Here is a 26,366-nt window from a genome sequence, read left to right as displayed (position 1 = left end):
CGGGCCCTACCAACCCAACACCACACAAGAGCACCATTATGTCCCATCACCACGAAAAACCTGAAAAACACGAACCGGGCGCCTCCGCGCACGGTTCGCAGGTTGCCGTGATCGATGGCAACCGACTGCTATGCCCCTGCTGCGGAGAAGTCCTGGCGATACTGGCCGACGAGCCTCCGAAAGAACCTCCCGAGGAGCCACCCTTCGAGAACCCCATGCATCGGGCCGAGCACGGCAACGATCCGCTGGGCCGCCCGCAAGGGGCAACCTTGAGCGCGATCATTCGAAGGCAGGAAGCCCAAGAGGCGATCACGCGTGAGCCCGAAGAGGTCCCGCAAGAGACCGAGGAAGAATACTTCACGCGAGTAATGGACGAAGCCGGTCCCAGTTACCGGGCAGATCCCTTGGTAGTACCCATCGATCCCGAGATCGAAGCGTACGAATTCCCCAAGGAAGATCCGCCCACGGTTGAGAAGCCCAAGAAGTGCACGCCTCCTAAGCTTCCACCACTGGAGCCTCGACCAAAACGCGAGCGTCAGCTTCACCATCGTTACCGCGAGCGGGAAATCCGTCGCAGCAAACAGCCAATCCAAGAGCCGTTGTCCTATCAAGAGAAGCGGTTCTTCGCCTGGACCTACTACCGCATGAAGGCGCTCAACCTGCAACTGCAGGGAGAAATATGCGCCAAACAGGAAGAGATCGACACGCTGGAGCGTGAACTCAACCGCCCGCACGATACACCTTGCAACGAACAACCCTCAACCACCCTACCAACAAAACACCGGGTGCCATGCCCACGTCTTCGTGGGCATGCGAAAAAGGTAGTCCATCAAAGAAGACGCGACCGAGTACATCAGGCGTTAGAAAGAGACTCTCAAGCCAAAGAACGCGGTCCACCCTAACAACCCGGCCCTTCACCTCGAGTAGGGTGTGAGCAGAGACGCGAAGCGGAACGTATCGCACCGAATACGGTCTCCATCCCATGGCAACGCGAAAACGTTGTGCATGGTGCGATTCGCTGCGCTGCTCAGCACCCTACGGACGGCTGCCAGGGGCTTGCGCACTTGGCTATTAATGGCCGCCCCTCCGGGGCTGGAGGGGTTAATCGCGTTTGAAACGCAAGTTGTACCATTGACCGAGCACGACTGAGCTTGTCAGTCGCTCTCGGTGCTGGTTTGCGCTGCGCAGTTTAGATGGAACGCGATCTCTAGTAGTTATCGGTCCCCAGCAATTTCTCTTCTACCTTATCGGCCTGCCAGGCAATCGCGGTGATGGTCTTGGTGACTTCCAGTTGATCGACGGCGTCGGCTAGTTGGTTGGCGCGGACGGTGATCACTTCTCCGCTGGCACCTTTTTCGATGGCGAATGCTCCGTGAATCATCTTGGTGTTGTACCGCAGCAAGGCCATTGCGTTGCGTTCGTTGGCCGGGCCGCACAGGCTGTTGTAGACGACCAGTTGGTTGCCGTCGTCATCTTTCTGACCGAAGGTAACGCTCACGTTTTGTTTGCGAAGCGAACTCACTGGGACATTGATGGTCCACTGGTTTTCGCTGGTTTCAGTCAGAGGCCAGTTACTGGACTGGGCGACTGCTTTGATGATGTCCTTGGCGCTGAAATTCGGGGTGGGCGCGGGAGCGGCAGGGCTGCCTTGTAGGTCGTCGAAGCTCATCCCTCCGCCTGCGACAGCGCCGGTGGGAACGGGGCCTGGGTTGGGGCCGGTTGGGGCGCCCATCGGCTGGGCGCCGGGGCCGCCTTGGGGTGGTGCACCAGGCTGTTGATACCCTTGCATGGCCGAGTGCATCATGCCTGGCATCATCATACCGAAGCCGGCACCCATGCCCATTTGCATGGCTCCGGGGCCAGCGCCGCCCCCTTCCCCACTGTTCTCGGCCATCTTGCTCATGCTGTTGGCGGCCTGGTACATGGTGAAGGCGCGAAGGTCGCCGATCGCTCCCATGCTGCTGCGTGCGTCGATCGCCTTTTGCACTTCTTCCGGCGGCGTGATCGCGTTGATGAAGAAGTCGGCCAGCTCGAGTCCGTACTTGGCGAAGTCGTCGGCGACTTTGATCCGGGTACCAGCGGCGATCTCGTCGAACTTGCTCGGCAGGTCGAGCATGCTGATTTGCGACGTCCCGAGCAGATCGGTCAGACGCGAGACGATCAGGTCTTTCAAGTAGCTGCTGACTTCGTCGGTGGTGTATTTACCTTGGCTGCCGACGATCGTGTTGAGCATCAGTGGCGCGTCGACCACGCGGAACGAGAACTTCCCGAAGCTACGCAGGCGGATCATGCCGAAATCGCGATCGCGAATGGTGATCGGCTGACGCGTGCCCCATTTTTGGTCGAGGAAGGTCTGTTTACCGAAGTAATAGACCGACGCCTGAAACGGAGACTTTTCCCACGGGATGGTGAGAATCTTGGTGATCAGCGGGATGTTCTGCGTCTGCAGCGTGTAGCGGCCGGGGCCGAACGTATCCATCGCCTTGCCGTCCATGAAGAAGACGGCTTCCTGATTCTGCTGCACGATCAGCTGGGCACCATACTTGATAGCGGCCGAGCCCTCCGGCGGCATGCGATGCACGATGGAGCGATTCGAGTTATCGAAAAACTGAATGACTTCCAGTTGCAGGCTCATCAGGGTTCTCTCTTTCTAATACGGTTATGGACGATGAGATGGTTGTTTTTGAAAAAATGTGTAGTCGTCGTTTTCAGTAGTCTTGTCCCCTCGCCCCTCGGGGGAGAGGGTTAGGGTGAGGGGCGAACCTGGTACCCGCTTCGCCAACCCTCACCCTAGTCCTCTCCCTTGGGAAGGAAAAGATTGGGGCGTTGGGGCATTGGTACCCGGTGCGTTGGGGTTACTGCGGCGCGTCGGGGCCGGCGGCGACACCTTTGAGCATGTTTTCGCGGTGGTCGATCTTGCCGAGTAGACCGTCGATCTTCGCGGTGATTTCAGGCACCACTTGCGCTGGCGTCAGCTGCGAGGTGCCCAGGTTTTGAATTTCGGTGGCCAGGCCGTCGACTTGTTGGACGAGGGCCAGGTCGTGTTCGTAGATGTCAGTCAGTAACTCTTCATCAACTTGCACGAAGTCGAAGAAACCACTGTAGCCAGGCATCTGGGACTTCAAGCGATTGATGGCCAGGTCTAACCGGCTGCGAAGCCGTTCCAGCAGCGGAAGCTGATCGAGCGTCCCAAGCCCCACGAGCGTGTTGCCGTACTCGTCGAGACCCTTCTTCGATTTCTGAAGTTTGTCGGCCAGGAAGGTGCGGGTCATGCTATCGCTCTCGCGGCGATACTCGCGACCCAGGTAGCCTGAAAATCCAGGCACATACTGGAGTATCGACTCGACGAGCCCGCGATTCTTGGCATGTTGTTGAGGATCGATCACCGGAGGCCTCCCATTGGGGGTGAAGAGCGAGAGACAACCCAACAGGGGTCTCTAGGTACGGAGCGACGAGTTGTCATGTTTTGGGCGAAGTCCACGCAAATTTGAATGAAATCACCGCCAGTGTTTCGCTGTAAAGCGCCAAATCTTGGGATATGAGGACCCACATCGCTAGGGTTTGCCTCCCGCGAGATCACGCTAAGCCGTTACCATATCAGGTTTTTGGTGGTGTGGGAAACAATCTCTAGAACTTTTTAAGGGGGTCCTCGTAGAGATAAAAATTGAGTGGGAATTCACCTGGAACAGGGCCGATCATTTTGGTAGCGTCTGCCCGCTTACGTCGCAACAAGAATTTACTCCTAGGCCAGTTGGACAATATTCATGGACCAGCAGTCCCCGCTTTGCGGAATTCTGGTAGCCCTTATTTTAGGACTGACCGGATGTGCCTCGAACGGTGCGATCGTCGACCCAATCATTTGGTGGGACAAAGATGATCCAGCGGATCTCGCAAAATACGGCCCGACTCCGGTACAGCGGATCGAAGCGTTGGACAATTTAGCCAGCAGTGGCCGAAGTCTCTCGCCTGAGAGACGCTCGGAAGAAGCTGCGAAGATCGCCAAAGCGCTTCCCGAAGAGCCGAACGAGGTGATCCGCGTTCATATGCTGCGTAGCTTATCTAAATTGAACTCGCCTGAGGCATTTGCGGCGATGAAATCGTCGATCTTCGATGACGACGCCTACGTTCGTCGCGAGGCCGTGGTCGCATTGGGCGAGTCGCAGAATGCTGAAGCGGTCGACGCGTTAGCCGATGTGCTCATCCGCGACCGAGACTACGATGTCCGCGTTGCCGCAGCGAAGGCCTTAGGGGAATTCAGCACACCCAAGGCAAAAGAGGCGCTCGTCCCGGCGCTGGATGCACGCGATCCGGCGATGCGTTATGCGGCGATCGAATCGCTGCGTAAGACGAGCAGCGTCGACTATCAGGGAGACACCGGCAAGTGGCGTGAGTTTGCCATGGGAGGCAGCCCAGAACCTCCGCCGTACTCGATTGCCGATCAGCTTGTGCCAAGCTTCTTGCGGTAGTCGTCGATTTTTTTCGAGCGAATCTTAACGTGACGAGCTTTAGAGAAAATGGTCACATGTGGGATACGCAGTCTGTGCCAGTGGCTAAACGTAAACCGGTTGCGCAAAAACTCGGTGGGGCATTGGTTTCATTATAGTTCAACCGTGTCCAATGCCGTTTGCTATAACGGTGGCGTGCCGTATAAACTGATCTCAGAAACGGAAATGCATGAACCTCGCAACGACAACGCGGTGTTTTATCTTACTCAGCCGCATGTGCGAGAAACCACGCTATATCCTGCATTTCGCCCCACGTTTCAGCTTGAACTGCTTGATGAATCTCTCGCAGCCCCACGACCCATCCACCCGGCTGCCTAAAAACTAAAGACAAAGACGCATGCTAAGACGGAATGCAAAACTCCTCGGCGCGATCGCGTTCTGGGGTACTATCACACTCACGACAAACGCCACGATTGCTCAAGAGGTAATCGTCGCTCCGCTATTGAATCATGCTGATGGTTCCAAGGCAGAGGTCTTGGCCGACAAGCCCATGATTCGAATCGCGGCGGTCCCGCCAGAGAAAAAAGACCCCTTCAAGCCTGCACCGCCCGCGGAAGAGCCCAAAGCAGACACGGCATCAGATGCCAAGCCAGGCGAGAAGTCTGACGAACCTGCTGAAGGTGCTGTTACCGCCGAAGAGAAGCCAGCCGAAAAGAGCGAGCAAGAGGCTCCGAAGGCAGAGCCCAAGTCGGACACATCTAAGGTGATGGATGTACCTGCCGAGACGCTCGAGCCAAAGCCGAAGGATGAAACGCCCAGCGAGCCCGTTAAGTCTAGCGAGCCAGCCAAGCTCAGCGAACCAGCGGAAGAAGCGGAAACGGAGCAGCCTGCTCAATTGATGCAGGACAAAGATGCCCGACCGATCAAGGATGGCGAGCCAGTCGCCGAGAAGAAACCCGCCGAGGCTGCCGATTCGGTAACCGAAGAAAAGCCAGAAGAAGAGCCCGCGATCGAAAAGCCGCTGCCGGCTGAAGTTCGTGCATTGCAGCCCCGCATTACCAAGGTGCTCAATTACTACTACCGAGCCCAGCCTTCGGATGCTTCTCGGGACGATATTTGGGAGACCATGCACGGCTTTTTGCCGTGGGGGGTCGATGCCCAGATACGTACGCCCCAATATCGCCAGCCGGTCAATACCATCGGTTGGATCTGCTGGAACAAGCCGTGCCGCGGACACCGTCTGTTTGAAATCAAAAACGGCAAGCTGGAAGCCAAGCAAGGGCCTCGCGTCCAAGGGCATCATGGTCAATTCCTGGCCATGCTCGCCCAGAGCTACGTCCCGCCGTCCTACGAAATTCAGGTCGACGGCCAGTCATTCACGGTTCAGGACCTGATCGATTTCGAGAAGGAAACGTGCGTGCCGAAGTCGGAGCTGACCTTCAAGTTGATCTCCCTTTCCTACTATCTGCCAGCCGACGCGACGTGGACAGCGCGTGATGGTCAGCAGTGGAGCTTAGAGCGACTGCTCAAAGAGGAAATCACGCAGCAGGTCGTGGGTGCTGCCTGTGGTGGGTCGCACCGCCTGACCGGCATTGCGTTTGCCGTGATCAGCCGCGAAAAGGCTGGCTTACCAATGGATGGCGTGTGGGCCAAGGCCAAAGACTACCTAAACGACTATCACAAGCATTCGTTTCGAATTCAAAACCAAGACGGCAGCTTCAGCACGAATTGGTTCGAGGGACGTGGGATGGATCGCGACGTCGATCGTCGAATTCAAACCTCTGGGCATATCCTCGAGTTCCTGATTTTCTCGCTACCGCCGGAAGAGTTAACCTCGCCCGAAATCGTCAAGGCCGTGAACTACGTTACGACGATCCTCGAGCGAAACCCGAAACACGATTGGAGCATTGGCCCCAAGGGACATGCCCTTCACGCGTTGGTGTTGTACGAGCAACTCGTGTTCGGAACCAAGCCTGGCAGTCGCACCGCAGAGATTCTGCAAACGTCGCACGACTAGTCGCAGGCAGTTTCTCTGAAAAATTGGCGGGCCCAGGTCCTGAAATTGCCGGGCAGCGCTTGTCAGTGGAGGTGATCTGTCCTACGATTGTCGGCACATACGCGTTATTGGCCGGCTTCACATCTGCGAAATGAAACTCTGCCGAGGATGAAATATCAAAAGCTATCGAGTCAGTTCACCGAGTTTCTAAAGCTCGCGATTCGTATGCTCGAAATCGCCGAGGCAGACGCGGTACTCATATTTGTGGATGGCCAGCCAGAGTGGGACAAGCTCAAGGCCGTCGCCGATAACCACAAAGTCATTGTGGCCGCCGATCGCCAAGAGTTCTTAGAAGGTATCGACGAGACTGACCTGCACGGTGTGGTGGTCGAACTGGAAGAGAGCCCCATTCTCGAAAAGCTGATGCACGCCTTGGTTGAAGCAGTCGCCAACGATCAGCTTTCGACCGGGGCCAAGGTCGTCGCCCTGTATAGCGGCTTCGACGAAGAGCGTATCGACACGATCAGTTTCATTCGTCTGGACGAACGCCTGGGCCGCCTGACTTCGCGAGATCTTCGCAAGCTGGAAACAAGTGTCCCGTTAGAAACGCTCAAAATCGTCGTCGATCTGGCCGTCGAGATCGGTCGCGAGGGCCGCGAAGGCAAGCCGGTGGGCACCTGCTTTGTGGTTGGCGATCATCGCAAGGTTCTCGGGAACAGCGCCCCCAGCGGTTTCGATCCGCTTAAAGGGTACGCCAAAAAAGATCGCAACATCGCCGATCGCAGCGTTCGCGAGAACTTAAAAGAAATTGCCCAGCTCGATGGCGCGTTCGTCGTGGCTGCCGATGGCACCGTCGAAGCCGCCGGCCGCATGCTGGACGTCACCTCGGCCAGCGTCACCCTCAGCAAAGGGTTGGGGGCACGGCATTGGGCGGCGGCTGCGATCAGCAAGAAGACCAAGGGCATCTCGATTGCCGTCAGCGAGTCCAACGGAACGGTGCGACTGTTCCAAGAAGGGGAAGTGGTCCTCCGTATCGAGCCTTCGCGGCGTGCGATGAAGTGGAAGGACCTCGACTTCGACAATATCCAAAGCGCGAACGACTAGCTTCTACCGCGTTCCCAGCATCCGAGGCGGAGTGACGGTACTGACTAGCTCAGCGGTGGATTGAGGGGCCGGGAAGTCACCTCTTCGGCGATTGGCAAACCGAAATAGCGAGTTTGAAGCATGTCAGCTTTCTCGGGCCAGATCATTCGCATCGACCTTAGCAACCCGCAGCATGCCGATGCGCTGCTGAATTTGTTAGATCAATACGCCTGCGATCCGATGGGGGGCAATGCTTCGTTGCCGTCCGACGTTCAGCAGAATCTGATTCCGCGTTTGCAGCAGGTCGAAACGTATCGCGGGCTCCTCGCTCGGGCCGATGGGCAGTTTGTCGGGCTGGCGAATTGTTTTCTCGGTTTCTCAACCTTCCAGGCCCGGCCGCTGATCAATATCCATGATCTGGCCGTCGTGCCGGAAGCCCGGGGGCAAGGGGTTGGCCGTGCCTTGCTGGAAGCGGTCGATCAGTTGGCCCAAGACGAACACTGCACGCAGGTCACCTTAGAAGTGCGAGCCGACAACCGAGCCCGTCAGTTATATCTACGCCACGGCTTTGTCCCAGGAGACCCGGCCACCGACGCGATGAGTTTCTGGAAGAAGCCGATCGAAGCGAAGTGAATCGCACTACCTCAACACTTCGCGCAATAGGGCCTGGGGGGTGCCGATGTCAACGACATGCACTTCCCCCACATAGGATTGGGCCGCTGGCTTTTGGTAGCCTGGTTTCGAGGTCACAAAGGTGGCGGTGAAATCGGCTTCGATCGTGGGGGCATTGGGTTGGCCGGTATCACAGTCGAGGCCGCTGGGAATGTCGATCGCCATGACTTGGGCCTTCGACGCATTGATCTGGCCAATGGCCGAGGCAATTGGCTCGCGCGGCGGCGAAGTGACCCCGGTGCCTAGCATCGCATCGATGACCCAATCGGCCTGCGAAAGCTGTGCGGCGAACGATTCGCAAAGATGCTCAGCGGCGCAGTCGAGAATCTCAATGCCAGCGGCTTCAATGATCTTAAAATTGATCAGTGCGTCCCCTTGAATTCGTTCGCGCGAACAGAACAAGGCGATTATGACAGGCACGCCCAGCAGGTCGAGGTGCCGGGCAATGACGTAGCCATCGCCACCATTGTTGCCGGGGCCGCAGCAAATCAGCACGTTGGCGGGTTTTCGGGCGAAGAGCAACTCGGCACTGCCTCGCCCGGCGTTTTCCATGAGAATCACGCCAGGAATGTGGTACTTCTCGGCGGCCAGCGTGTCGACGGCACGCGACTGCTCGCGGGTTAGCAAAGGTCGAACAGACATGGATGGAGTTTCCTGGGGTATGATTTACAATACGGGTGGCTTTCCATTGACTCTATCCGATTTTGATCTCAGGTGAACCGATGCCGCTGTTTGAATACAATTGCCAGGCGTGCCAGAGCCAGTTTGAGCTGCTGGTGCGTGGTAGCGACAAGCCGAAATGCCCTCAGTGTGGCAGTGCTAAATTAGAAAAGGCCTGGAGCGTGCCAGCCGCCCACACCGGCGGCAGATCGAACGACCTGCCTGTTTGCGGCCCGATGCCTAGCGGCGGCGGGTGTGGTCTGCCGCAATGTGGCCCCGGCGGTTGCCACTAAGACGACGCCGACTTCCCCCTATCCTTCCCTCCGACATTCTCCTTGCTTAGTTCAGGTTCTTGCCGATGACGATTCTTCGCATTGTTACGCTGCTTGCTGTCACAGGGCTACTCGTCTCGACAGCCTCGGCCGAAAACTGGCCGCAATTTCGCGGACCCAACGGAGACGGCATCACTTCGGCAAAGGACGTTCCTTTGAACTGGGGAACCGATGAGAACGTCGTTTGGAAGACCCCCATTCCTGGCAAAGGCTGGTCTTCACCGGTATTGGTTGGCGGCAAGATCTGGCTGACCACGGCCATGGAGAAGCTGTTGTCGGAAGAGGAAAAAGACGAACGCCTGAAAGATGCCAAGCCGTTTCAACGCAATCAATCGAACCTCGCTTCGACGGTCGAATTGAAGGCCATTGAAGTCGACTACCAGACCGGCAAACGGTTGCGAACGGTCGATCTGTTTCATGTCGACGATCCGTTGACGGTGCATCTGACCAATACCTATGCCTCGCCGACCCCTGTCGCCGAGGGTAAGTTCGTCTACTGCTACTTCGGAACCTATGGGGCGTGCTGTATCGATACCGAGACGGCCCAGGTTGTTTGGCGGAACAACGACAACGCGCTCGAGTATAACGTCGGCCCCGGCAGTTCGCCGGTGGTTGTCGGCGACGTGGTTGTCTTGACGTGTGACGGAGTCGACCAACAGTACATTACCGGCGTCGATAAAAAGACGGGCAAGACCATCTGGAAGACCGAGCGACCTCCTTTCCGCACCGACGACGGCGACCGCAAGAAGGCATACGCGACGCCGCTTGTGGTCGAGATCGAAGGTCAAACCCAGGTTGTCATCCCTGGTGCTCAGTGGGTTTGTGCCTACGATGCCCAGACCGGCGAGGAATTGTGGCGAGCCGATCACGGAAGCGGTTTCTCGAATGTGCCAGCGCCAGTGTTTGAAAATGGCACCGTCTACATTTGTTCTGGGTTCATGCGACCCCAACTGGTTGCCATTCGCGCCGATGGCGAAGGGGACGTGACCAACTCGCACATTGAATGGACCTTCAGTCGCCAGGTACCCACTACGCCGTCGCCGGTTGTTATTGACCGCAGAATCTATATGGTCAGTGATCGCGGCGTGGCAACGTGCGTCGACGCGGCGACCGGCCAAGAGGTTTGGACCAGCCGTATGGGCGGCAACTACAGTGCCTCGCCAACATACGCCGACGGACGCATTTACTTCTGCAGCGAGTCGGGCATGACCACCGTCATCAAGCCAGGCGACGAGTACGAAGTGATCGCCGAAAACGACCTCGGCGAACGCATCATGGCCAACCCGATCTTCCTCGATGGCAACGTCGTCATCCGCACAGCAGAAAACCTGGTCCGCATTCGCGAAGCGAAGTAACACGCGAGCAGGTTTAGCCACAGAAGGCACTGAGGGAAGAGTTTTGACCATGAATGGGCACGGTTAAGAAGCAAGATAGCGGATTCCAATTTTTCCGGGTGGCCCAGAGATAAATCTCTGGGCCACCCGATACGTTAGATACCACCACGCTTCTTCCTACACGCGTTCATCCGTGGTATCCGCAGTGGCACCTTTTTCTTCCCTCTGTACCCTCTATGGCTAAACCCTCTTCATCCTCAGCTCAAGCCCCAGCCTACGGCCTCAAGCCGAGCATCATTTGGCGGACTTCGTTTTCGAGTTCCGTCAGGTCCACGCCGAAGTGTTTTTGAAATAGGCGGACGCGTTCTGTTGCAGTGGGGTCGTGAAGCGGTTGGATCTCGGAAAGCTCTTTGAGGTAGGCGTCGTACTCTTCGGCTTTGCGTTTCTGCAGGAAGTACGTGACGGCCCAGGCTTGCGAATAGCGATCCAGCGCGGTCGCCGCTTTGCGAAGCGAGTCGTCGTTGATCAACAAATCAGGCAGAAAAGGCTGTGAACTTTCCCGGGCCGCTTGCTGAAACTTTTGTAGCCGCGGGGCACTGACCTGGCCGATGCCGCGCCAGCCTCGGCTGCTGGAGACGTCTGGCGTCTCGAAGTAAATGGCCAGCCCTTCCGAAAACCACAGCGGCACGTCCGCATAACGCTTCTGTAAGCCGGCATTGAATGCCAACTGATGCGTTGCTTCGTGCACGATCGTGGCCAGGCTCCATTGAAAATCAGGGCGTGACATGAGCCGCTGAATATCCCGTATGCCCAGCGAGCGGCGCGAGTTACCCCCTGCCCCGCCGGTCAGATCGAACATCACGACGTAGTTGGTATGCATGCTATAGAAACCAATGACGCTCTTGGCCGCGCTGCCTAACTCAGCCTGGCCATACTGCGCGAAGCTATCTTGATTGTCGAACACCAACGCCACCAACGGTTGCTGCGGCTCTTGTAGGTCAAAGCCTCGCTGCGTCCAATAGCTGGTAAAGCCGCGATGAAGCCGTTCGAGCATGCCGGCGACCCACTGCGCGTACGCCCTATTGGTGTTGTAAGCGACCACGTAATGCGAGGTCTCGATAACCTGCGAGCCTGGCGGCATCTCGGCCAGGACGGTCTCGATCAGTTGCTCTTTTGTTTGCAGCTGGAACGGAGCAGTCGTCTTGGTTCGTTCGATGATTTCTGTGTTTTGGATCGGCCACATCTTTCCGTCCGGCGTATGCAGAATGATGCCAGCTTCGTGCGTGGCGATGACCTCTCCCTTCAAGTCAATTCGCTGGCCACCGCGCTCGAACGAAATCTCGTCCGCGCAAAGACAATGGGCGGCAAACAAAGCGAAAAGCAGTGAAAGTGAATTCCATAAACGCATCGGGACTCCTTCGGCAAAACATGCCAGGCAAACGGACACTGGCAGTATAGTGCGCCGTTGCGATCTACGGCACCGAATCGCCAAAATCGTTGCGACCGCGCCAGCTGACCAGGCGGCGGATAACCACCGACAGGAAGGCCACCACGACCAGGTTCATCAGCAAAATGCCGGCGACGTTGTCTTCTCCACCGAAGTGCAGAAGGCCGAAGATACGCCGCGAGATGGTATCAATGCCTGCCGGCAGCACCATCACCGACGCCGCGACGTCGTTAGCTGCCAGCACCAATGCGATCAGCGAGCCAGCGACAATCACCGGGATATTGGCCGGAAGTACCACGCGGGTCCACGTTCGCCACCAAGAACTGCCGTCGAGCCGAGCCATCTCGTAAAGCTGCCGCGAAGTATGCAGGGTGTGCCAATAGAAGAACGTCACCAGCGGCAGGGTTATGGTAAGAATCGCCAGCGAGGGGGCGAAGATGCTGCGATCGATCAAAGGTGCCAAGGGGGAGAGCCACGGTCGATTCGATCCCCAGGCAATCGCAATCCCGACAATCGGGCCCGGCAGTGCGAACAGTGCCGCGCACAGGAGCGAAACCAGTCGCGCTCCCCAGCGGCTACGCGCGGCTAGGTCACTCAGCAGCAGACCGATCAGCGTGGTCGCGGCCGCCACCGTCGCGCTGAGGGCCAGTGTCCATAAGAGTTCTTCGCGATAGATGCCCACGCTACCAAGTGTGAGTGTGAACACCTTGGCGAGGGACCAGCCGCGAATGAATTGCCCGTCGACTTGATCGATCGTGATCCCGACTTTGTAGATCAGCCCAATTACCGCCGGCGCAAGCGCCATCAGAAACAACGCCCACACCCACAGCGAAGCCAACCATCGATGGCGACCTAGCGGCAAGAGTTGTGCCTGCCTGAGTTCGACTTCGGCGGGCTTGGGACGCAGGCCATTGGCGACCCAAGCCGTCAGCAGAATCAGAGCGACGAGCAAGACGGTCCCGGGGGCAACGGTCAGGGTCGACTCAGTAGCCGTTTGTCCCAGTGGAATGCCGGTGAAAACAACTTCGGCATAGGTTCGCACGTTGCAAACACTGGCGATACTTATTTCGCCGAAGAGGGTGACGATGATCCACGCGGCGGCAACCAAGACGGCGTCCCAGTTTTGCCGCAGGGTGACCTTGGCCAGCACGGCCAGCGGCGTGATATCGAGCCGAGCATCGTCTTCCAGGGCTGCCGGACTGCGGGTAAATGCCATGCCGGTGAAGAGCACGACCCAAGGGAAAGCGGCCAGACTGTGCAGCCACAAGAGACCAGTCCAGCCGTCGATCAAGTTGGCGGTAGGATCGAAAGGACTGGCGATTTCGAGCCAGCCTTGCGGTCCGAACAGGTCACGCCAGCCGGCGACATGCACATAGATCGGAATGAACAACCAAATCACCAGCAACGAAAGCAAAACGCCTCGGCCGGCGAGATGGGTGCGAAACAGAAGCAGGCTCGTGATGGTCGCCGGCGGCAACGTGATGGCAATGACGGCCAGCGCGTAAAGCGAAGTTGCGAAGGTCAAGCGTACCGAAAGCGGATCGCCCCATATCCAAAGCGCCACCACCAACGCGGCGATGGTAAGGGCCAGCAACGCCACCGGCAGCAGAGGATGTCGAACTGAGGTTTGGTGCAAAGTCACAAGCGGAAAAGAAAAGAGGCCAGGGAAATTCCTGGCCTCTAGTGTAATCGGATTCAATCGCTCGCACGATCAGTCGTTCCGGCTTTAGACCAACTTGGTCTTACCAGGCACGGCAATCGGAGTGGGGATGGTCACGTCGCCCCACTCGTACGATTTAGGCGTTAGGTCTTCCTGGCTGTTCCATGCTTCGTCCCAGGTTACCTTCTTACCGGTGTAGGTCGCCATACGGCCCATGATCGCACACATAGTGCTCTTGGTCATATAGTCGCCGTTGTTGATGATGTTGCCGGTCCGCATGCCATCGTAAAGGGCTTTGTGTTCCAGGTCGTACATGTTGCCGCTGGGGCCGTCGTACTTCCAGTTGTTCTGACCTTCGATGGAACCGGCCAGAATTTTGGCGTTCCCCTTGGTGCCCATGATGAAGTCTTCGGTCTGGTTGAAGCAGCCAGCCATTTGACGGGTATAGTGGAACATCTTCTGTCCGCCAGCGTACTCGAACATGACGGCGTGATGATCGAAGATATTGCCGTAGTCTTCATCGGTGCGGACTTCACGACCACCCATGCCGTAGCAACTGGCTGGGGTCTGATCGTCCATGATCCACTGCGCCTTGTCGATGCTGTGAATCGCTTGCTCGGCAATATGATCGCCGGAGAGCCAGGTGTAGTAGAGCCAGTTGCGAATTTGGTATTCCATTTCCGACCACTCTTCCTTGTTGCCCCGATGCCACAAGGTACCGGCAAGGTAGTTTTCCTGCATCGAAACGACGTCGCCGATCAGGCCTTCTTTGATCTTCTCGACGGTGGCGATCACCGATGGATGGTAACGCCAGCACAGACCGCTGACGATGCTCAAGTTCTTTTGCTTGGCCTTCTCGACAGTTTCCATCACCTTACGGCAACCAGGGGCATCGATCGCGACAGGCTTTTCGCAGAAGACGTGCTTGCCGGCAGCGATCGCGGCTTCCAGGTGAGCCGGACGGAAGTGAGGCGTCGTGCACAGCAGCACCACGTCGACGTCGGTTTCCATCACTTGCTTGTAAGCATCGAAACCGCTGAAACAGTTTTCGTCAGAGACGGCCAAACGGTCGCCGAGTTGACGCCCCAGGATGCGCTTAGAGGCTTCGACTTTGTCTGGGAAGATATCGGCCAGAACGGTGACCTTCAGGTTTTCGTCCCCTTTGGTCGCGTTGACGGCGGCTCCGTTACCACGGCCACCACAACCGATTAAAGCTACCTTGAGTTCGTCGTTGCCAGCAGCATGTGCCGAGCGGGCCATACTCAAACTACCAACGGCTGCAGCGGTGCCGAGCGCGGCGGAACCTTTTAAGAACGTACGGCGCTGGACATTTTTCTCTGGCGAGGAATTCGTCGACTTCTCGGACATGGATGTTCCTTGGGTAGCTAGTAGGTGGGATATACCGGGATATGTGCTTGTTAGGCAGAGGAGGTGTGTGACCGAATTCTAGCCAGATCGGCCGATGAATGCAACAAAGTTTATCCACATGACGGATAGGGGATCTTTTATGGATTCCAGGCAAATCCGTTGTAAAGCTTGTCAGAGAAGCAGCTTAAGGTGGAATGTATGGCCCGATTAGTGAGGCTCTTCACGCCGATGAATGCGATCACGTAATTTGGCGGCCTGTTCGTAGTGCTCGTTGGCGACCGCTTCGTCCAGTTGCTCGTTGAGCGTTTGGCCGACATCAAACTGTTCGCGAAGCGTTTCTCGCAGCTCGATCAGGCGAACGTGCAGCTCGTCGGACTCGAATTCTTCCCCCTCTTCGGCTCCTTCGGTCTCGTAGAAGGTGCGAAGCTGCTCGACCCCTTCGGTCAGTTGCTCGATCGCATGCTCTGGTGTGTGCTTTTCCAGCTCGATCAGGGCCTTGGCTTGAATACGATGGAACATCACAAAAGGGCGAAAATGTTCGTGACTATCGATCCATTCTTCGTCGTCGGAATGGTCGCGGCAGAGGTCCATTAGGGCCAAAGTGTGATCCGCATCACGGACCGCTTTCTCGTATTCTCGGAGGGCCAGCCAGCAAATCCGACGGTGATAAAGCTGGACGAACTCGCGGTCGATCTCGACGCAGTCATCCTCGGTCAAGGGTGCCGTCGGTTCGGTCAGAAACTGGGCCGAAAGGTATTCGAGATAGGAATCAAAGTCGTAAGGCCTTTCACCATCAGGCCTTCCAACGATTTCCATCTGAAGCAAACCCATCTCGATCCGCATCTGAAGTACGTCGCGTCCATCCGAGGAAACGATAATCCGGGCCGTCAGCCGGCCAGGCTCAAAGTTCCACGTCTTGAGGATGTGGTCGATGTTTTCAGAGTGATCAGAGGATTCCATAGGTGCCTAGTCACGAAAGCAGTAATTCAACGTCCAAACAGATTATAGGCCATCCCCGAATTCGGAAAAGGACGCGTTAAGATACGACGCCTAAGCAGGCCCTGCTCTTGCCGGTCCTCGCTCCCCCAGGGGGCGAAGGGATAGGATGAAGCGTATGCTCACCGAGAGCGGAGCATGGTGCCCGGTAATTTGAATTGGCGATTAGTCATTGCGGTAAGAAATGTTCTTCGATTGCCGCCGCTGGCTCTTGCGATCGCTGCGCTGGCGTTTCTTTTCCTGCGTGCGTTTGACCGACCCACGCGACGGCTTGGTCGGGACGCGAGACTTGGGACGCTTGGCCGAGAGCGTCACCATATGCTTCAGCTTATCCAGGCAGGCCTCCATGTTGCTCCGCTGCTCGCGGCTATCTTCGCTTTGGATGACCAGCATGCCTTCTTTGCTGATGCGCGTGCCCCAGTGCTTCTCGAAACGCTCTTTGACCGTTGGCGGAAGGGCTGCGGTTTGCTGCACGTCCCACTTGAGGGTTGCCTTGGTGTTGGTCTTATTGACGTGCTGCCCCCCTGGCCCGCTAGAACGCGAGTACGAAAACTGCAACTCGCTCCAAGGGATGCGGATCGAGGGGGTAATATCAAAGGTCGACATGCGACTCTCACACACGAAATACAAGACAACACGAAAGGATATGACAACAGGGTGATTTGGGACAACCTGCCCTGTTGGCTATACTGCCAGGATAAGTCGATTTCTCATCGAGAACTACCCTCGTTCGCTGAAGGACTGCAGCATGCCGATACGGGTTCGCTCCCTTTCTTGTTCGATATTCCTACTTCTGGCCTTCGTCTCCCCTGCCCTGCTGGTCGCTGAAGACTGGCCGACCTTCCTGGGGCCGCGTCATAACAGCACCTCGATCGAAACGGGCCTTCAGGCTCCTTGGCCCATGGGGGGCCCCGAAATTCTTTGGCAGCGAAAACTGGGAACCGGGTATGGTATCGGCAGCATCGCCGATGGCAAGTTCTATCAGTTTGATCGACATGATAACCAAAACCGCATGGATGTCTTGGAGGTCACCTCCGGGCACAAGCTTTGGCAGTATGAATATTCGACCGATTACGAAGACGCGTTGGGCTACAACAACGGTCCGCGTTGTAGCCCGGTGATTGATGACGATCTCGTCTACATCTATGGTGCGGAAGGGGAACTGCACTGCGTCAGCATCAAGACGCACCAGGCTATTTGGAAACGAAATCTGTCGGAAGAGTTCAATGTCGTGCCGAATTTCTTCGGCGTCGGCAGTACGCCGGTCATCTTTGAAGACAAACTGCTGGTGATGGTCGGCGGTAGTCCCGATGAGTTCAAAGGGCTGGGGCCTTATCAGATTGGTCGTGTCAGCGGCAACGGCAGCGCGATCGTTGCTCTCGATAAGAAGACCGGTAAGACGCTCTATAAAATCTCCGACGAACTGGCCAGCTATGCCAGTTTGACGCTGGCCGAAATCGACGGTCGACCGTGGTGCTTTGCGTTTCTACGAGGCGGTCTGCTAGGATTCGATCCACGCGATGGTGCGATCGATTTCCATTACCCATGGCGCGCGAAGAAGCTAGAGAGCGTCAACGCCAGCACGCCGGTAGTGGTCGGGGACGAAGTCTTCATTTCGGAGTGCTATGCCCTGGGAAGCACGCTGTTGAAAGTGAAGCCAGGCGGATACGAAGTGGTGTGGAAGGACGAACCGCGCAGCCGCGATCACGCGATGGAAACCCATTGGAACACAGCCGTGTACAAAGATGGCTATCTGTATGCCAGCAGCGGCCGCCACTCGCATCAGGCCGAACTGCGGTGCATCGAATGGAAGACCGGCAAGATCAAGTGGGCGGAGTCCGGCCTGACGCGTAGTTCGTTGCTGTTGGTCGAAGACTATCTCGTTTGTTTAAGCGAGTACGGAATATTACGACTACTCAAAGCGAATCCGGAGAAGTACGAAGCGATCTCGGAAGTTTCCCTGGAAGACGAAGACGGAAACGCGCTGCTCGAGCCCCCGGCCTGGTCGGCCCCGGTTCTTTCCGATGGGCGGCTATTTGTTCGCGGTGATGACCGACTGGTTTGTTTGCAGGTAATCTTAGCGAAGTGAGAAGTTCCTGCGACGACGGGCCGGCGATCACATCAGGGCTTAAGAATTTCTTGAAGTCTAGCACCAGGGACTTTCGTCCCTGGCTATATTCGGCCGGGCCTTCGGCCCTTAAGAAATGAAGCTGCGTGGCACTCAATTACGTAGCACTGTTCATCGCCTGCAGGTAGCCCATGCTGTGGGCGAGCAGGTGGTCGTATTCCAACTGCTGGACGTCGCGGCCCATTAGTTCGATGTCGAAGGGGCCGTCGTAGCCTAGTTGGATCAGCTTCGAGATCGTTGCGTTGAGCGACAGGTGCCCGTCGCCGAGCAGGCAGCGGTTGGGTTCTTCCAGCGGTTCGCAGCCGCGGTCGCCAACTTGCACGAGGGCCAGGTACGGGACAAGCAGATGTAGGTTGTCGAGCACTTCGGCTTGATCGCCGAACTCGTACAGATCCAACACCAGCTTGAATCGTTGTGAGTCGATAATGTCGATCAACTGCAGCGCGTCGGTCATGCGGCGGACAAGGGTCCAGTCGCTGCCGTACTTGTGGCGGATCGGTTTGATGGCGAGCGTCACGCCGTGGGCTTCGGCGTATGGAATCAGTTTTTCCAAGGCTCCCGAGAACAACCGCTGGGCGTGTTTGCTGATGTGACCGCCACGTGCCCCGCTGTAAACGATTAAGCAGCCGGCGTGCAGCTCTTGAGCGAGGTCGACGGCATGCTTGGCGTCGGCAACGGCGTCTTTGAAGTTCCGGCCATCGCTTCCGGTGAAACCGCCAGCCCAACTAAGGGCCGAGACTTCCAGGCCCAACTCTTCAAGCAGGATGGCACCTTTGGCTTCGCCGAAGTCGTGCAGTTTGTCCCGCCAGACATGGATCGCCGAGAGACCCGCCTCGCGGTATCGGAAGCAATCTTGCTCAAACGACCAGCGTAATGTGGTCATCTGGTTCATCGAGAACTTGGCCATCCGTGCGACACTTGTATGAGAAAAGAGATCTACCCAAAGCCGCGCCGTTTCCGTCACGCGCGGCTGCGAAGTGAAGCCAAGTATAGGAATCGAAGTTAATTTGTAAACGGCTTGACGGAGTAGTTTTCCGTGTTCGGTTTTCACTTTTCCGCGAAGAAGCAGAGAACGCTTCGGGAACCCGTGATAGCATGTGCTTCTGCAGAGGGAGACGCTGGCAGATGCGGAACGCCCGGGCTAACCAGTAGGTAACGTAGCACTTGGCGAAGTATGGCTGGTGCTCGCTTCTGAATCGGGATCCGCAGCCGCCGAACAGTGTCTTATGGACGGGCGCTGATGAGAATCGAGACGCCTGCTTGGGTATGTCCGGGGTGCATGAACCACTTGTGGTTTGGGGCCATTCCGAGATGAATCTCGGTGTGGCCCCTTGGTTTATTCTCAACAAGTCGTCAGCTGCTGACTGGTGCTGCTGAATACGGATCTCTAGTCCAGCTTCCAGGCATCCAGGTATTCGACCGACTTCAATTGCATGTCGAAGTCTTTCTTGAGACGATCGTGCATGTCTTCGAGGTGGCCGGCACCGTAGAAGACAGCGATGTTCTTTTTGCCGTCCTTGATGCTTTTGCTCATAACCTCGAAGGCCTTGGCGTTGCGCTGCGAGATAATGGTGGAACCGTTTTCCCCTTCAATCGCTTTCATCGCGGTGTCCATGTCGGAAACCTGGGTGGCAAACACACGGCGAAGTTTCTTCGCGCGATCGGCAGAGAACATTGCCATCATGATAGCAGCGTCGCTGTTTCCTCCCTTAGACTGCTGAACGAGCCCCTGCCCCATGGCTCGGGCAAACATGTGCAGCAAGCCGTCGCCGCGTTCTTCCATGTCTTTGGCGAACTCTTCAGGCGACATGTCGGCGTGGACGAAATTTTCGGGCGAGTAGTCGACCTTCTCTAATTGGAACTCGAGTTCCAGCATGTCTTTCATGCCGTTCTGCAGGCCGCTGACTGGGCTGTTGGTGCCCTTATGCCCTTTGGGAACGCGTGTTCCTTCGGGGGCGACCAGTTCGTACATGACGGCGTCGTATGTTTTGAATCGTTTGTTGAGGTCCTGGTAGTAGGAGTCTTCGCCGATATGCACGGCCCCGACCAGGGCGATCTTGAGGTTACCATCTTTCGATTGGTAGTTGGCGATAGCCGTTTGCAGGGCCACCGGGCGGTCTGCGGCGTTCTTTTTGACGCGGACGAATTCTGGCGCGTCGCTGTCGGTTTTGGTCTCGGCCTGGGCCCCGGACGCTAGCATGATCGAAAGGACCAGGGTCCAGAGACGTCGGTCGAGCAGTGGTCCAAGGGCACGAAGAAGTGGGAAGCGTGACATGAGCGGTCCTTTTAAATCGCTAGCAAAACTATCTCTAGTATCTTACCCGCAATATACGCAGTTCGTTTCCAGAAGGGAAAAAGAAATCGATGAGGTAAAAAATATGGGGTTACAAGGCCAATCGGTGGGGGGTTTTGCGGATTAGCCCGAATTTTCGGCAGAGTTTACCAAACTGGTTCAATTCCCACTCGCAGACGTACCGATACAAACGGCAACGCAGGAACTTTCGTCATCGTAACCGGTGACGTCGTCCATACCAAATACCGTGGAAGTCACAAGGTAGAAGTGGACCATGTTGAGCTATCGTAAAGCACTGTGGAGCCTGGTAATTACAGCCAATCTGGCTGTCGCATCCAGCGTGCAAGCACAGTATGAAACTGATTTTCCCGGCGCAATGCAGCCGTTCAGCGACGTCAATCTGGAAAACTATGATTTCCAGTGGTTCGCGCCCCCGATTACTGAACAGTACGGGCAAGACACGATCGATCCGAACACCGGGATATTTTTTGAATATCACCGATTGTTCATGAACGTGAGCCGTGGTGAAACGGCCCCAGGCCCCTGGGACGGTGACGCCACGTATGGTAACCGACTCGACTTCGGTTACATGACCGACGACAACTACGGCTGGTTGATGAGCGGCTGGCGTTTGGACGGTCCTTCGTACGACCTGGTCAATCGTGCTGACTTCAACAGCTTTGAAGTCAACCGAACCTGGCGTTTAGACCAGTTCCATAAAGGATTCTGGATCGAACCGATGGTGGGTGTGCGATACGCCCAGTTCAACGACAAAACCCATGTGATTCCGACACCGATCTTTGTGCAGAATAACATGCTGCTGGGTCAGTTAGGCGGACGCATGTTCTCGCAGCGTGGCCAGTGGACACTGTACTCGACAGTACGTGCGTTCGGTGGTCAGAACTGGATCTTCCGCGGCAACGAAGAAGACTACAGCAACGGTGTGGTTGGTGGTGAGTTCAGCCTGGGTGCTGCCTACCACGTGACTCGCGAGATTACTCTCGACGTAGCTTGGCAACACATGTACTTCGGTACGGGTATCGGCCGCGATCCGAACTTTCAGGATAGCGACGATATGACTTTCTCGGGTGTGGCGTTTGGCTTCACGCTGAACCGCTAAGGACTGCGACTTCCACGACAAGACAAAAAGCCTCGCGAATCTTCGCGAGGCTTTTCTCGTGCGCTAAGTGGACAAAAAAGTAGTGAACACCACGCAGCAAAGCAACGCAGAGCCATGCACACGTAGACCTCTGTGGCTATTTCCTGCCAGTCATGCAGAGCTTCTCCGATGCTGTGGCCAACCTGCTACGACACTGCCGAATCTAGTCTGGCAGTTTGCCGACCTGTACGGCGGCTCCCATGTTGGCGATCCCTGGTCCTGGATAGTTTTTACCTAGGGGCAAAATCATCGGCTCTTCGTAGGGGCGATATGGCAGCATGGCTGCGATTTCGTCGAGACGCGTGCGAACATCTTCCGGCAGAGGCCCTTTTTCAACGACCCCGACGCATGTTTCTAACTGTTGGATCGTCTTGCAACCGATCGGGATCGTGTGAACGCGGTCGTCCGAAATCGCAAACCTCAGGCAAAGTTCGACAGGCGTCATGCCAGATTCATCGAGAAGCCGCGCGTACTGTTCGAGTTGTTCGCGGCGAGCGGCGGACAGCCAAACCTGATTGCTGGCAGACGAAACGCTCGACGGCCGGGTAAGAGAGCCTTGCCCCAACGCCGAGCCGAGGACGATTCCCATGTTTTGGGCGGTCGCCGCTGGGATGACGGTTGATTCGGCTTCGCGAAATAACGCGTTGTAATTGAACGCCGTCAGGACGACATCGAACTTGTCTTGCTGAACCAGGTAGGTCATCTCGTTGACGGTAGTGCCGGCCAGGCCGGTGAAGCGAATCGTACCGGCCTGCTTCAACGAGTCGAGCACCTCGAGGACGGGGCCGTCCAGGGGATCGTAGCTGGTCCACCAGGGATATTGCTGGGGCCGGTCGGGCTCGTGGATCATAAGGATGTCGATGCATTCGCGGCCCAATAGCCGCAGGCTCTCTTGGACGGAAGCTCGCAGGGCGTCGGCGTCTTGGGGGTTGAAAGGAGTTGGTCGCCCACCCAGCTTAGTCGTGACGATCAAAGGCGCGCTGAGATCCGCAATAGCATTGCCCAAGGTCATTTCGCTGTCGGCATACGCGGGGGCCGTATCGACCGCATTGATGCCCAGGTCGATGGCCTTCTGCATGATTCGCTTCGTCTCGCTAACGCCGCCGGCGAGCGAAGAAGTGTACAAGCCACCGATTGAGAGCAGACTGACATCGAGGCCGGTCCGACCAAGTTTTCGTGTTTGCATGGGGTGCACTTCCGAAAGGAGGATGCCGGAATGAGCAGACTCACGGAACCGAAGCGGGCCAGAAGCTGATCCGACTTATCTTGCGTTGGTGTGATTCTCGCGCTGCAACTTCGACCATAACGCCGCCAGCTTGTTGATCGTCTGGCGGATTTGATCTTTGGTGTGATGGGCGTTGACGAACAAACGTAGTCGAGCCGCCGATTCTTCCACTGCCGGGTAGGTAAGTGGGCGGGCGTTGACGCCGTCGGCCAAGAGTTTCTGGGCGAGGATCATCGTCATCATCGAATCCCCGACGATGATCGGCACGATCGGAGACTTGTCGCTTCCACCAATGTCGAGGCCGGCCTTTTTGGCCAATTCGCGGACGAGGTCGGCGTTTTCCTGCAGCTTCGAAATCCACGCCCCGTTTTTCTCGAGCAGGCGAAGGCCTGCCAGCCCCGCCGCGGTCGCCGGAGGAGAAAGGCCTGCACTGTAGACAAAGCCGGAAGCCGTATGTTTCAGGTAGTCGATCAGTTCGTGACTACCGGCCACATAACCGCCGGAAGAACCGAGCGCCTTGCTAAGCGTACCGATCCAGATATCGACCTGGTTGGGGTCGACGTTGAAGTGTTCGCAGACGCCCCGACCGGTCTGACCGAGGGTACCCAGCGAGTGGGCCTCGTTGACCATCAGCCAGGTCTTGTGGCGATTGCGGATTTCAACCAATTGCGGAAGCGGGCAGAGGTCTCCCTCCATGCCGTAGATGCCTTCGGCGACGATCAGCACGCGGCGATAATCTTTGCGGATGTCGTGCAGGATCTCGTCGAGTTCACGCCAATCGTTGTGCGGGTAAGGGCGACGCCGGGCACCGCTCAGGTTGGCCCCGGTGATGATACTGCTGTGGGCCATCGAGTCGTGCAGAATCAGGTCGCCGGTTCGCAGCAGATGGCCGATCGTGGTTTCGTTGGCCGCATGCCCGCCGGACATGAGCATCGAGCTTTGCACGCCAATAAACTGAGCCAGTTCGCTTTCCAGATTGCGATGGATGGCCCGCTCGCCAGAGATCAGGCGGCTTCCGCTGGTGGAAACGCCGAGCGACTCAATGGCCTCGATCGCGGCTTGCTTCACCTCGGCATGCTCGGCCAGCCCCAGGTAATTGTAGCCGGCAAAGTTGATCACTTCCTTGCCATCGATCGTGGCCGTGGCGGAAGTAGAGCTGTCGAGAACTTGGAAGTAAGGGTTTGGTAGGCCGAGGTCGCCCAACTGTTCGGAAATTTGCCGCACCTGGCGATACTCGGGCAAAGCCGAGAAACCGAACATCTCCTGCGGAATCTCGCTCGGCGGAGCCGGAAGCATTTCGTCGGTGGCCAGGTAAATCTCGATACTGTCGGCTACCTGAGCGACGGTTCGCATCGACGGCAGGACATCGTCTGGGAAGCGGGCACCGTAATAGTCTTCGATCGAAGCGATGATTTCCATCCGTTCGAGCGAATCGAGATCGAGTTCCAGGATATCGGTTTCTGGGTCGATCTGACGGCCGCGATCTTTGGCGATCTCGCGAATTTTGTCGATCACCATTTGCATGGTGCGCTGTCGAACCAGCGGATCGGAAACGGCCAGGCCTTCGGCATCGGCTCGGGCTGCTTCCAGTTGAGCGCGACGCAGTTTGACGCGTTGGATTTCTTCAGAAACCTGAACTTCGTCCCAGGCAACCCAGCGTTCGAGAACGGGAAGCGTATGGGTGAGGAAATGCTCGCGGCAAGCGTGACGTTGGATTTTTCCGCTCGAGGTCTTGGGGATCGAACCACGTCGAATAAGCGCCACTCCATCGACCGAGATCTCGTGCTCGATGGCGACTTCACGGCGAATGGCCGCGATGATTTCGGTTAGGTCCTTACGTTTCGCACGGGGCGCTTCGGCCACGACGATCAGGCGTTCTTTATCGGCGACTTCGGCCATCACGGCAGCGGCTGTCATGCCTTCCATGAGGTCGTGGCAATGGTTGACGGTCTGCTCGATGTCCTGCGGATAGCGGTTCACCCCGCGGACGATGATCATGTCTTTCAAGCGGCCGGTGATGAACAGCTCGCCGTTGGCCTGCATGAAGCCAAGGTCGCCGGTGCGCAAGAAAGGGCCTTCGTTGGTGTCGCTGGTGAAGGCGTTGAAGATGATTTCGGTGGCTTCTTCGTTGCGCCAATACCCTTTGGCGATACTGGGGCCTTGGACCCAGACTTCTCCCACTTCGTCTGCTTGTCGTTTGACGAACGTTTCGGGCTCGACGATTATGATCCGCTGGTCTGGCAGCGTGTTGCCGCAGCCGACAATCAATCGGGCTCCGTCGTCATCGGGATCGGCGTCGACCACCTGATGCTCGTCAAGCGAGTACCCATCGACGGCCTGAATTACTGGCGGGCTCTTCTTCATCCCGCCTGAAATGATGAGCGTGGCCTCGGCCATGCCGTAGCACGGATAGAATGCTTCGCGTCGGAAGCCGCACGGCTCGAAAGTTTTCGCAAAGCGGTCGAGCGTCTCGGGCTTGACCGGCTCGGCCCCGTTAAATGCAAGTTCCCAACTGCTCAGGTCGAGCTTCTCGCGCTGTTCGGGCGTAATCTTTTGCACGCACAGTTCGTAGGCGAAGTTGGGTCCGCCACTGATATTGCACTGGTATTTCGAGATTGCTCGCAGCCAACGATACGGCTGTTGCAGGAAGGCCATGGGAGACATCAGCACGTTTGGTTGGCCGATCTGCATCGGCTGAAGCACACCGCCGATTAGCCCCATGTCGTGATACATGGGCAACCAGAAACATGCCCGGACGCTGCGGGTATGCTCGAACGCATACGAGATGAGCGCCGAGTTGTGCATCATGTTGCCATGGTTGAGCATGACGCCTTTGGGCGTTCCGGTTGAACCAGAGGTGTACTGCAGGAACGCGAGTGTTTCCGCCGTGATGCCAGGTTGGTTCCACTTGGCGGCCAATTTGTCTTCGACCTTGTCGGTACTGATCCACTCGATCGTTCTCAGACCGGGTGTTTCTTCAAACATTGGGGCCATGCGGTCGTAGACGTCCGAGAGGGTCAACGCGACTTTGGCCTGGGCGTCGTCGGCGATCGCTTGGATCCGCACCATATTGCGGTTGCGGCGCGGTGGGTAAGCCGGGACTGCGACCACGCCGGCGTAAAGACAGCCAAAAAATGCCGCGATGAAGTCCAGGCCGGGCGGAAACAGCAAGAGCGCTCGTTCCCCTTCCATACCGCGTGCTTGAAGTTCGGCAGCGATGGCCTGGCAACGCTGGTCGAGTTGCTCGTAGGTGAGCTTTATCTCTTCGTCTTCTCCGTCGACCAGGAACGTAAAAGCAACCTGAGCCCCCAGATGTTCGGCTCGGTGGCGCAAACGATCGACGATGCTGGTGGAAGGAGGAGTAAACGAATTGAACATCTCTGGAGTCACGAGCTTTTCAGTCTCCGCTGGGACATATCGCAAAGGGCCATGGTAGTTCGAGAGAGCCAAGGTGTTTGGCGGTCACGCTCGAGATGGCAAGGGACGCAATCGCGCCGGGCAGTGGGACGAGAATAGGTATCAAATTCATGCATAGAGCAGTAGATCGTTCCAGCCGCATTCCATTCCC

22 protein-coding genes are annotated in these 26,366 nt (G+C 57.0%); 10 read left to right on the top strand and 12 right to left on the bottom strand.

Annotated elements, in window-relative coordinates:
- Positions 1 to 902 (top strand): hypothetical protein (locus HOV93_RS11150; RefSeq protein WP_207396573.1); only part of this gene is annotated, 902 nt, incomplete at its 5' end.
- Positions 903 to 1,207: 305 nt separating this feature from the next.
- Here the strand turns inward: HOV93_RS11150 and HOV93_RS11145 are convergent.
- Positions 1,208 to 2,635, bottom strand: coding sequence for an SPFH domain-containing protein (locus HOV93_RS11145; RefSeq protein ID WP_207396572.1), 1,428 nt, complete (start codon positions 2,633 to 2,635; stop codon positions 1,208 to 1,210).
- 220 nt (positions 2,636 to 2,855) lie between these two features.
- Positions 2,856 to 3,386 (bottom strand): hypothetical protein, encoded by a 531-nt coding sequence (locus tag HOV93_RS11140; protein ID WP_207396571.1) that lies wholly within the window; start codon positions 3,384 to 3,386, stop codon positions 2,856 to 2,858.
- A 378-nt stretch (positions 3,387 to 3,764) separates the two neighbouring features.
- Here HOV93_RS11140 and HOV93_RS11135 point away from each other — a divergent pair, with 378 nt between their 5' ends.
- From HOV93_RS11135 to HOV93_RS11115, 5 genes are all read left to right on the top strand, one after another.
- Complete coding sequence (locus HOV93_RS11135) at positions 3,765 to 4,466, top strand: HEAT repeat domain-containing protein (protein WP_207396570.1); 702 nt, start codon at positions 3,765 to 3,767, stop codon at positions 4,464 to 4,466.
- A gap of 144 nt (positions 4,467 to 4,610) precedes the next feature.
- On the top strand, positions 4,611 to 4,823 hold the full coding sequence (locus HOV93_RS11130) for a hypothetical protein (RefSeq protein WP_207396569.1): 213 nt from the start codon (positions 4,611 to 4,613) through the stop codon (positions 4,821 to 4,823).
- Between the two features lie 19 nt (positions 4,824 to 4,842).
- Positions 4,843 to 6,462, top strand: coding sequence for a hypothetical protein (locus HOV93_RS11125; RefSeq protein ID WP_207396568.1), 1,620 nt, complete (start codon positions 4,843 to 4,845; stop codon positions 6,460 to 6,462).
- A gap of 147 nt (positions 6,463 to 6,609) precedes the next feature.
- Positions 6,610 to 7,545 carry a DNA integrity scanning protein DisA nucleotide-binding domain protein gene (locus HOV93_RS11120; RefSeq protein WP_207396567.1) on the top strand — a complete coding sequence of 312 codons (936 nt, stop codon included), beginning with the start codon at positions 6,610 to 6,612 and terminating at the stop codon, positions 7,543 to 7,545.
- A 120-nt stretch (positions 7,546 to 7,665) separates the two neighbouring features.
- On the top strand, positions 7,666 to 8,157 hold the full coding sequence (locus tag HOV93_RS11115; RefSeq protein WP_207396566.1) for a GNAT family N-acetyltransferase: 492 nt from the start codon (positions 7,666 to 7,668) through the stop codon (positions 8,155 to 8,157).
- A gap of 6 nt (positions 8,158 to 8,163) precedes the next feature.
- Here the strand turns inward: HOV93_RS11115 and HOV93_RS11110 are convergent, their stop codons facing one another.
- The gene (locus HOV93_RS11110) at positions 8,164 to 8,838 is read right to left on the bottom strand and encodes an NAD(P)H-hydrate epimerase (RefSeq protein ID WP_207396565.1); all 675 of its coding nucleotides are present in this window, start codon (positions 8,836 to 8,838) and stop codon (positions 8,164 to 8,166) included.
- Between the two features lie 80 nt (positions 8,839 to 8,918).
- On the opposite strand from HOV93_RS11110, the gene HOV93_RS11105 reads away from it, so the two are divergent.
- Positions 8,919 to 9,149 carry an FmdB family zinc ribbon protein gene (locus tag HOV93_RS11105; RefSeq protein ID WP_207396564.1) on the top strand — a complete coding sequence of 77 codons (231 nt, stop codon included), beginning with the start codon at positions 8,919 to 8,921 and terminating at the stop codon, positions 9,147 to 9,149.
- 65 nt (positions 9,150 to 9,214) lie between these two features.
- Positions 9,215 to 10,543 carry an outer membrane protein assembly factor BamB family protein gene (locus tag HOV93_RS11100; RefSeq protein ID WP_207396563.1) on the top strand — a complete coding sequence of 443 codons (1,329 nt, stop codon included), beginning with the start codon at positions 9,215 to 9,217 and terminating at the stop codon, positions 10,541 to 10,543.
- Positions 10,544 to 10,796: 253 nt separating this feature from the next.
- Here the strand turns inward: HOV93_RS11100 and HOV93_RS11095 are convergent, their stop codons facing one another.
- From HOV93_RS11095 to arfB, 5 genes are all read right to left on the bottom strand, one after another.
- The gene (locus HOV93_RS11095; protein ID WP_207396562.1) at positions 10,797 to 11,930 is read right to left on the bottom strand and encodes a DUF1570 domain-containing protein; all 1,134 of its coding nucleotides are present in this window, start codon (positions 11,928 to 11,930) and stop codon (positions 10,797 to 10,799) included.
- Between the two features lie 64 nt (positions 11,931 to 11,994).
- Positions 11,995 to 13,605, bottom strand: coding sequence for an ABC transporter permease (locus HOV93_RS11090; protein ID WP_207396561.1), 1,611 nt, complete (start codon positions 13,603 to 13,605; stop codon positions 11,995 to 11,997).
- A gap of 90 nt (positions 13,606 to 13,695) precedes the next feature.
- On the bottom strand, positions 13,696 to 14,997 hold the full coding sequence (locus HOV93_RS11085) for a Gfo/Idh/MocA family oxidoreductase (protein ID WP_207396560.1): 1,302 nt from the start codon (positions 14,995 to 14,997) through the stop codon (positions 13,696 to 13,698).
- 207 nt (positions 14,998 to 15,204) lie between these two features.
- The gene (locus HOV93_RS11080) at positions 15,205 to 15,957 is read right to left on the bottom strand and encodes a UvrB/UvrC motif-containing protein (protein WP_207396559.1); all 753 of its coding nucleotides are present in this window, start codon (positions 15,955 to 15,957) and stop codon (positions 15,205 to 15,207) included.
- 201 nt (positions 15,958 to 16,158) lie between these two features.
- Positions 16,159 to 16,599 carry an alternative ribosome rescue aminoacyl-tRNA hydrolase ArfB gene (gene arfB, locus HOV93_RS11075; RefSeq protein ID WP_207396558.1) on the bottom strand — a complete coding sequence of 147 codons (441 nt, stop codon included), beginning with the start codon at positions 16,597 to 16,599 and terminating at the stop codon, positions 16,159 to 16,161.
- Positions 16,600 to 16,741: 142 nt separating this feature from the next.
- Between arfB and HOV93_RS11070 the strand changes: the two genes are divergently transcribed.
- A complete protein-coding gene (locus HOV93_RS11070) occupies positions 16,742 to 18,082 on the top strand; it encodes an outer membrane protein assembly factor BamB family protein (RefSeq protein ID WP_207396557.1) in 1,341 nt (446 codons plus the stop codon).
- A gap of 136 nt (positions 18,083 to 18,218) precedes the next feature.
- On the opposite strand, the gene HOV93_RS11065 is transcribed toward HOV93_RS11070, so the two are convergent.
- Positions 18,219 to 19,028: a sugar phosphate isomerase/epimerase family protein gene (locus tag HOV93_RS11065; protein ID WP_207396556.1), complete on the bottom strand. Its 810-nt coding sequence runs from the start codon at positions 19,026 to 19,028 to the stop codon at positions 18,219 to 18,221.
- A gap of 480 nt (positions 19,029 to 19,508) precedes the next feature.
- Complete coding sequence (locus HOV93_RS11060) at positions 19,509 to 20,396, bottom strand: hypothetical protein (RefSeq protein WP_207396555.1); 888 nt, start codon at positions 20,394 to 20,396, stop codon at positions 19,509 to 19,511.
- Positions 20,397 to 20,688: 292 nt separating this feature from the next.
- Between HOV93_RS11060 and HOV93_RS11055 the strand changes: the two genes are divergently transcribed.
- Entirely contained in the window at positions 20,689 to 21,534 is an 846-nt protein-coding gene (locus HOV93_RS11055; protein WP_207396554.1) for a hypothetical protein, read from the top strand.
- 202 nt (positions 21,535 to 21,736) lie between these two features.
- Here HOV93_RS11055 and HOV93_RS11050 read toward each other — a convergent pair whose 3' ends face one another.
- Both HOV93_RS11050 and HOV93_RS11045 read right to left on the bottom strand, forming a co-directional pair.
- Positions 21,737 to 22,759, bottom strand: coding sequence for an aldo/keto reductase (locus HOV93_RS11050; RefSeq protein WP_207396553.1), 1,023 nt, complete (start codon positions 22,757 to 22,759; stop codon positions 21,737 to 21,739).
- 75 nt (positions 22,760 to 22,834) lie between these two features.
- The gene (locus HOV93_RS11045; protein ID WP_235990168.1) at positions 22,835 to 26,248 is read right to left on the bottom strand and encodes an aminotransferase class I/II-fold pyridoxal phosphate-dependent enzyme; all 3,414 of its coding nucleotides are present in this window, start codon (positions 26,246 to 26,248) and stop codon (positions 22,835 to 22,837) included.
- Positions 26,249 to 26,366 lie beyond the last annotated feature (118 nt).

It is taken from the genome of Bremerella alba, from assembly GCF_013618625.1.
Lineage (GTDB): Bacteria > Planctomycetota > Planctomycetia > Pirellulales > Pirellulaceae > Bremerella > Bremerella alba.
The sequence above is the reverse complement of the archived record's forward strand: the minus strand, read 5'-3'. Positions and strand labels throughout refer to the sequence as shown.

Bases quoted from the DNA above. Each gene is read 5' to 3' on its own strand.
- HOV93_RS11145 (WP_207396572.1), bottom strand. From the start codon at position 2,635: ATGAGCCTGCAACTGGAAGTCATTCAGTTTTTCGATAACTCGAATCGC.
- HOV93_RS11135 (WP_207396570.1), top strand. From the start codon at position 3,765: ATGGACCAGCAGTCCCCGCTTTGCGGAATTCTGGTAGCCCTTATTTTA.
- HOV93_RS11125 (WP_207396568.1), top strand. From the start codon at position 4,843: ATGCTAAGACGGAATGCAAAACTCCTCGGCGCGATCGCGTTCTGGGGT.
- HOV93_RS11120 (WP_207396567.1), top strand. From the start codon at position 6,610: ATGAAATATCAAAAGCTATCGAGTCAGTTCACCGAGTTTCTAAAGCTC.
- HOV93_RS11115 (WP_207396566.1), top strand. From the start codon at position 7,666: ATGTCAGCTTTCTCGGGCCAGATCATTCGCATCGACCTTAGCAACCCG.
- HOV93_RS11110 (WP_207396565.1), bottom strand. From the start codon at position 8,838: ATGTCTGTTCGACCTTTGCTAACCCGCGAGCAGTCGCGTGCCGTCGAC.
- HOV93_RS11105 (WP_207396564.1), top strand. From the start codon at position 8,919: ATGCCGCTGTTTGAATACAATTGCCAGGCGTGCCAGAGCCAGTTTGAG.
- HOV93_RS11100 (WP_207396563.1), top strand. From the start codon at position 9,215: ATGACGATTCTTCGCATTGTTACGCTGCTTGCTGTCACAGGGCTACTC.
- HOV93_RS11095 (WP_207396562.1), bottom strand. From the start codon at position 11,930: ATGCGTTTATGGAATTCACTTTCACTGCTTTTCGCTTTGTTTGCCGCC.
- HOV93_RS11085 (WP_207396560.1), bottom strand. From the start codon at position 14,997: ATGTCCGAGAAGTCGACGAATTCCTCGCCAGAGAAAAATGTCCAGCGC.
- HOV93_RS11080 (WP_207396559.1), bottom strand. From the start codon at position 15,957: ATGGAATCCTCTGATCACTCTGAAAACATCGACCACATCCTCAAGACG.
- arfB (WP_207396558.1), bottom strand. From the start codon at position 16,599: ATGTCGACCTTTGATATTACCCCCTCGATCCGCATCCCTTGGAGCGAG.
- HOV93_RS11070 (WP_207396557.1), top strand. From the start codon at position 16,742: ATGCCGATACGGGTTCGCTCCCTTTCTTGTTCGATATTCCTACTTCTG.
- HOV93_RS11065 (WP_207396556.1), bottom strand. From the start codon at position 19,028: ATGGCCAAGTTCTCGATGAACCAGATGACCACATTACGCTGGTCGTTT.
- HOV93_RS11060 (WP_207396555.1), bottom strand. From the start codon at position 20,396: ATGTCACGCTTCCCACTTCTTCGTGCCCTTGGACCACTGCTCGACCGA.
- HOV93_RS11055 (WP_207396554.1), top strand. From the start codon at position 20,689: ATGTTGAGCTATCGTAAAGCACTGTGGAGCCTGGTAATTACAGCCAAT.
- HOV93_RS11050 (WP_207396553.1), bottom strand. From the start codon at position 22,759: ATGCAAACACGAAAACTTGGTCGGACCGGCCTCGATGTCAGTCTGCTC.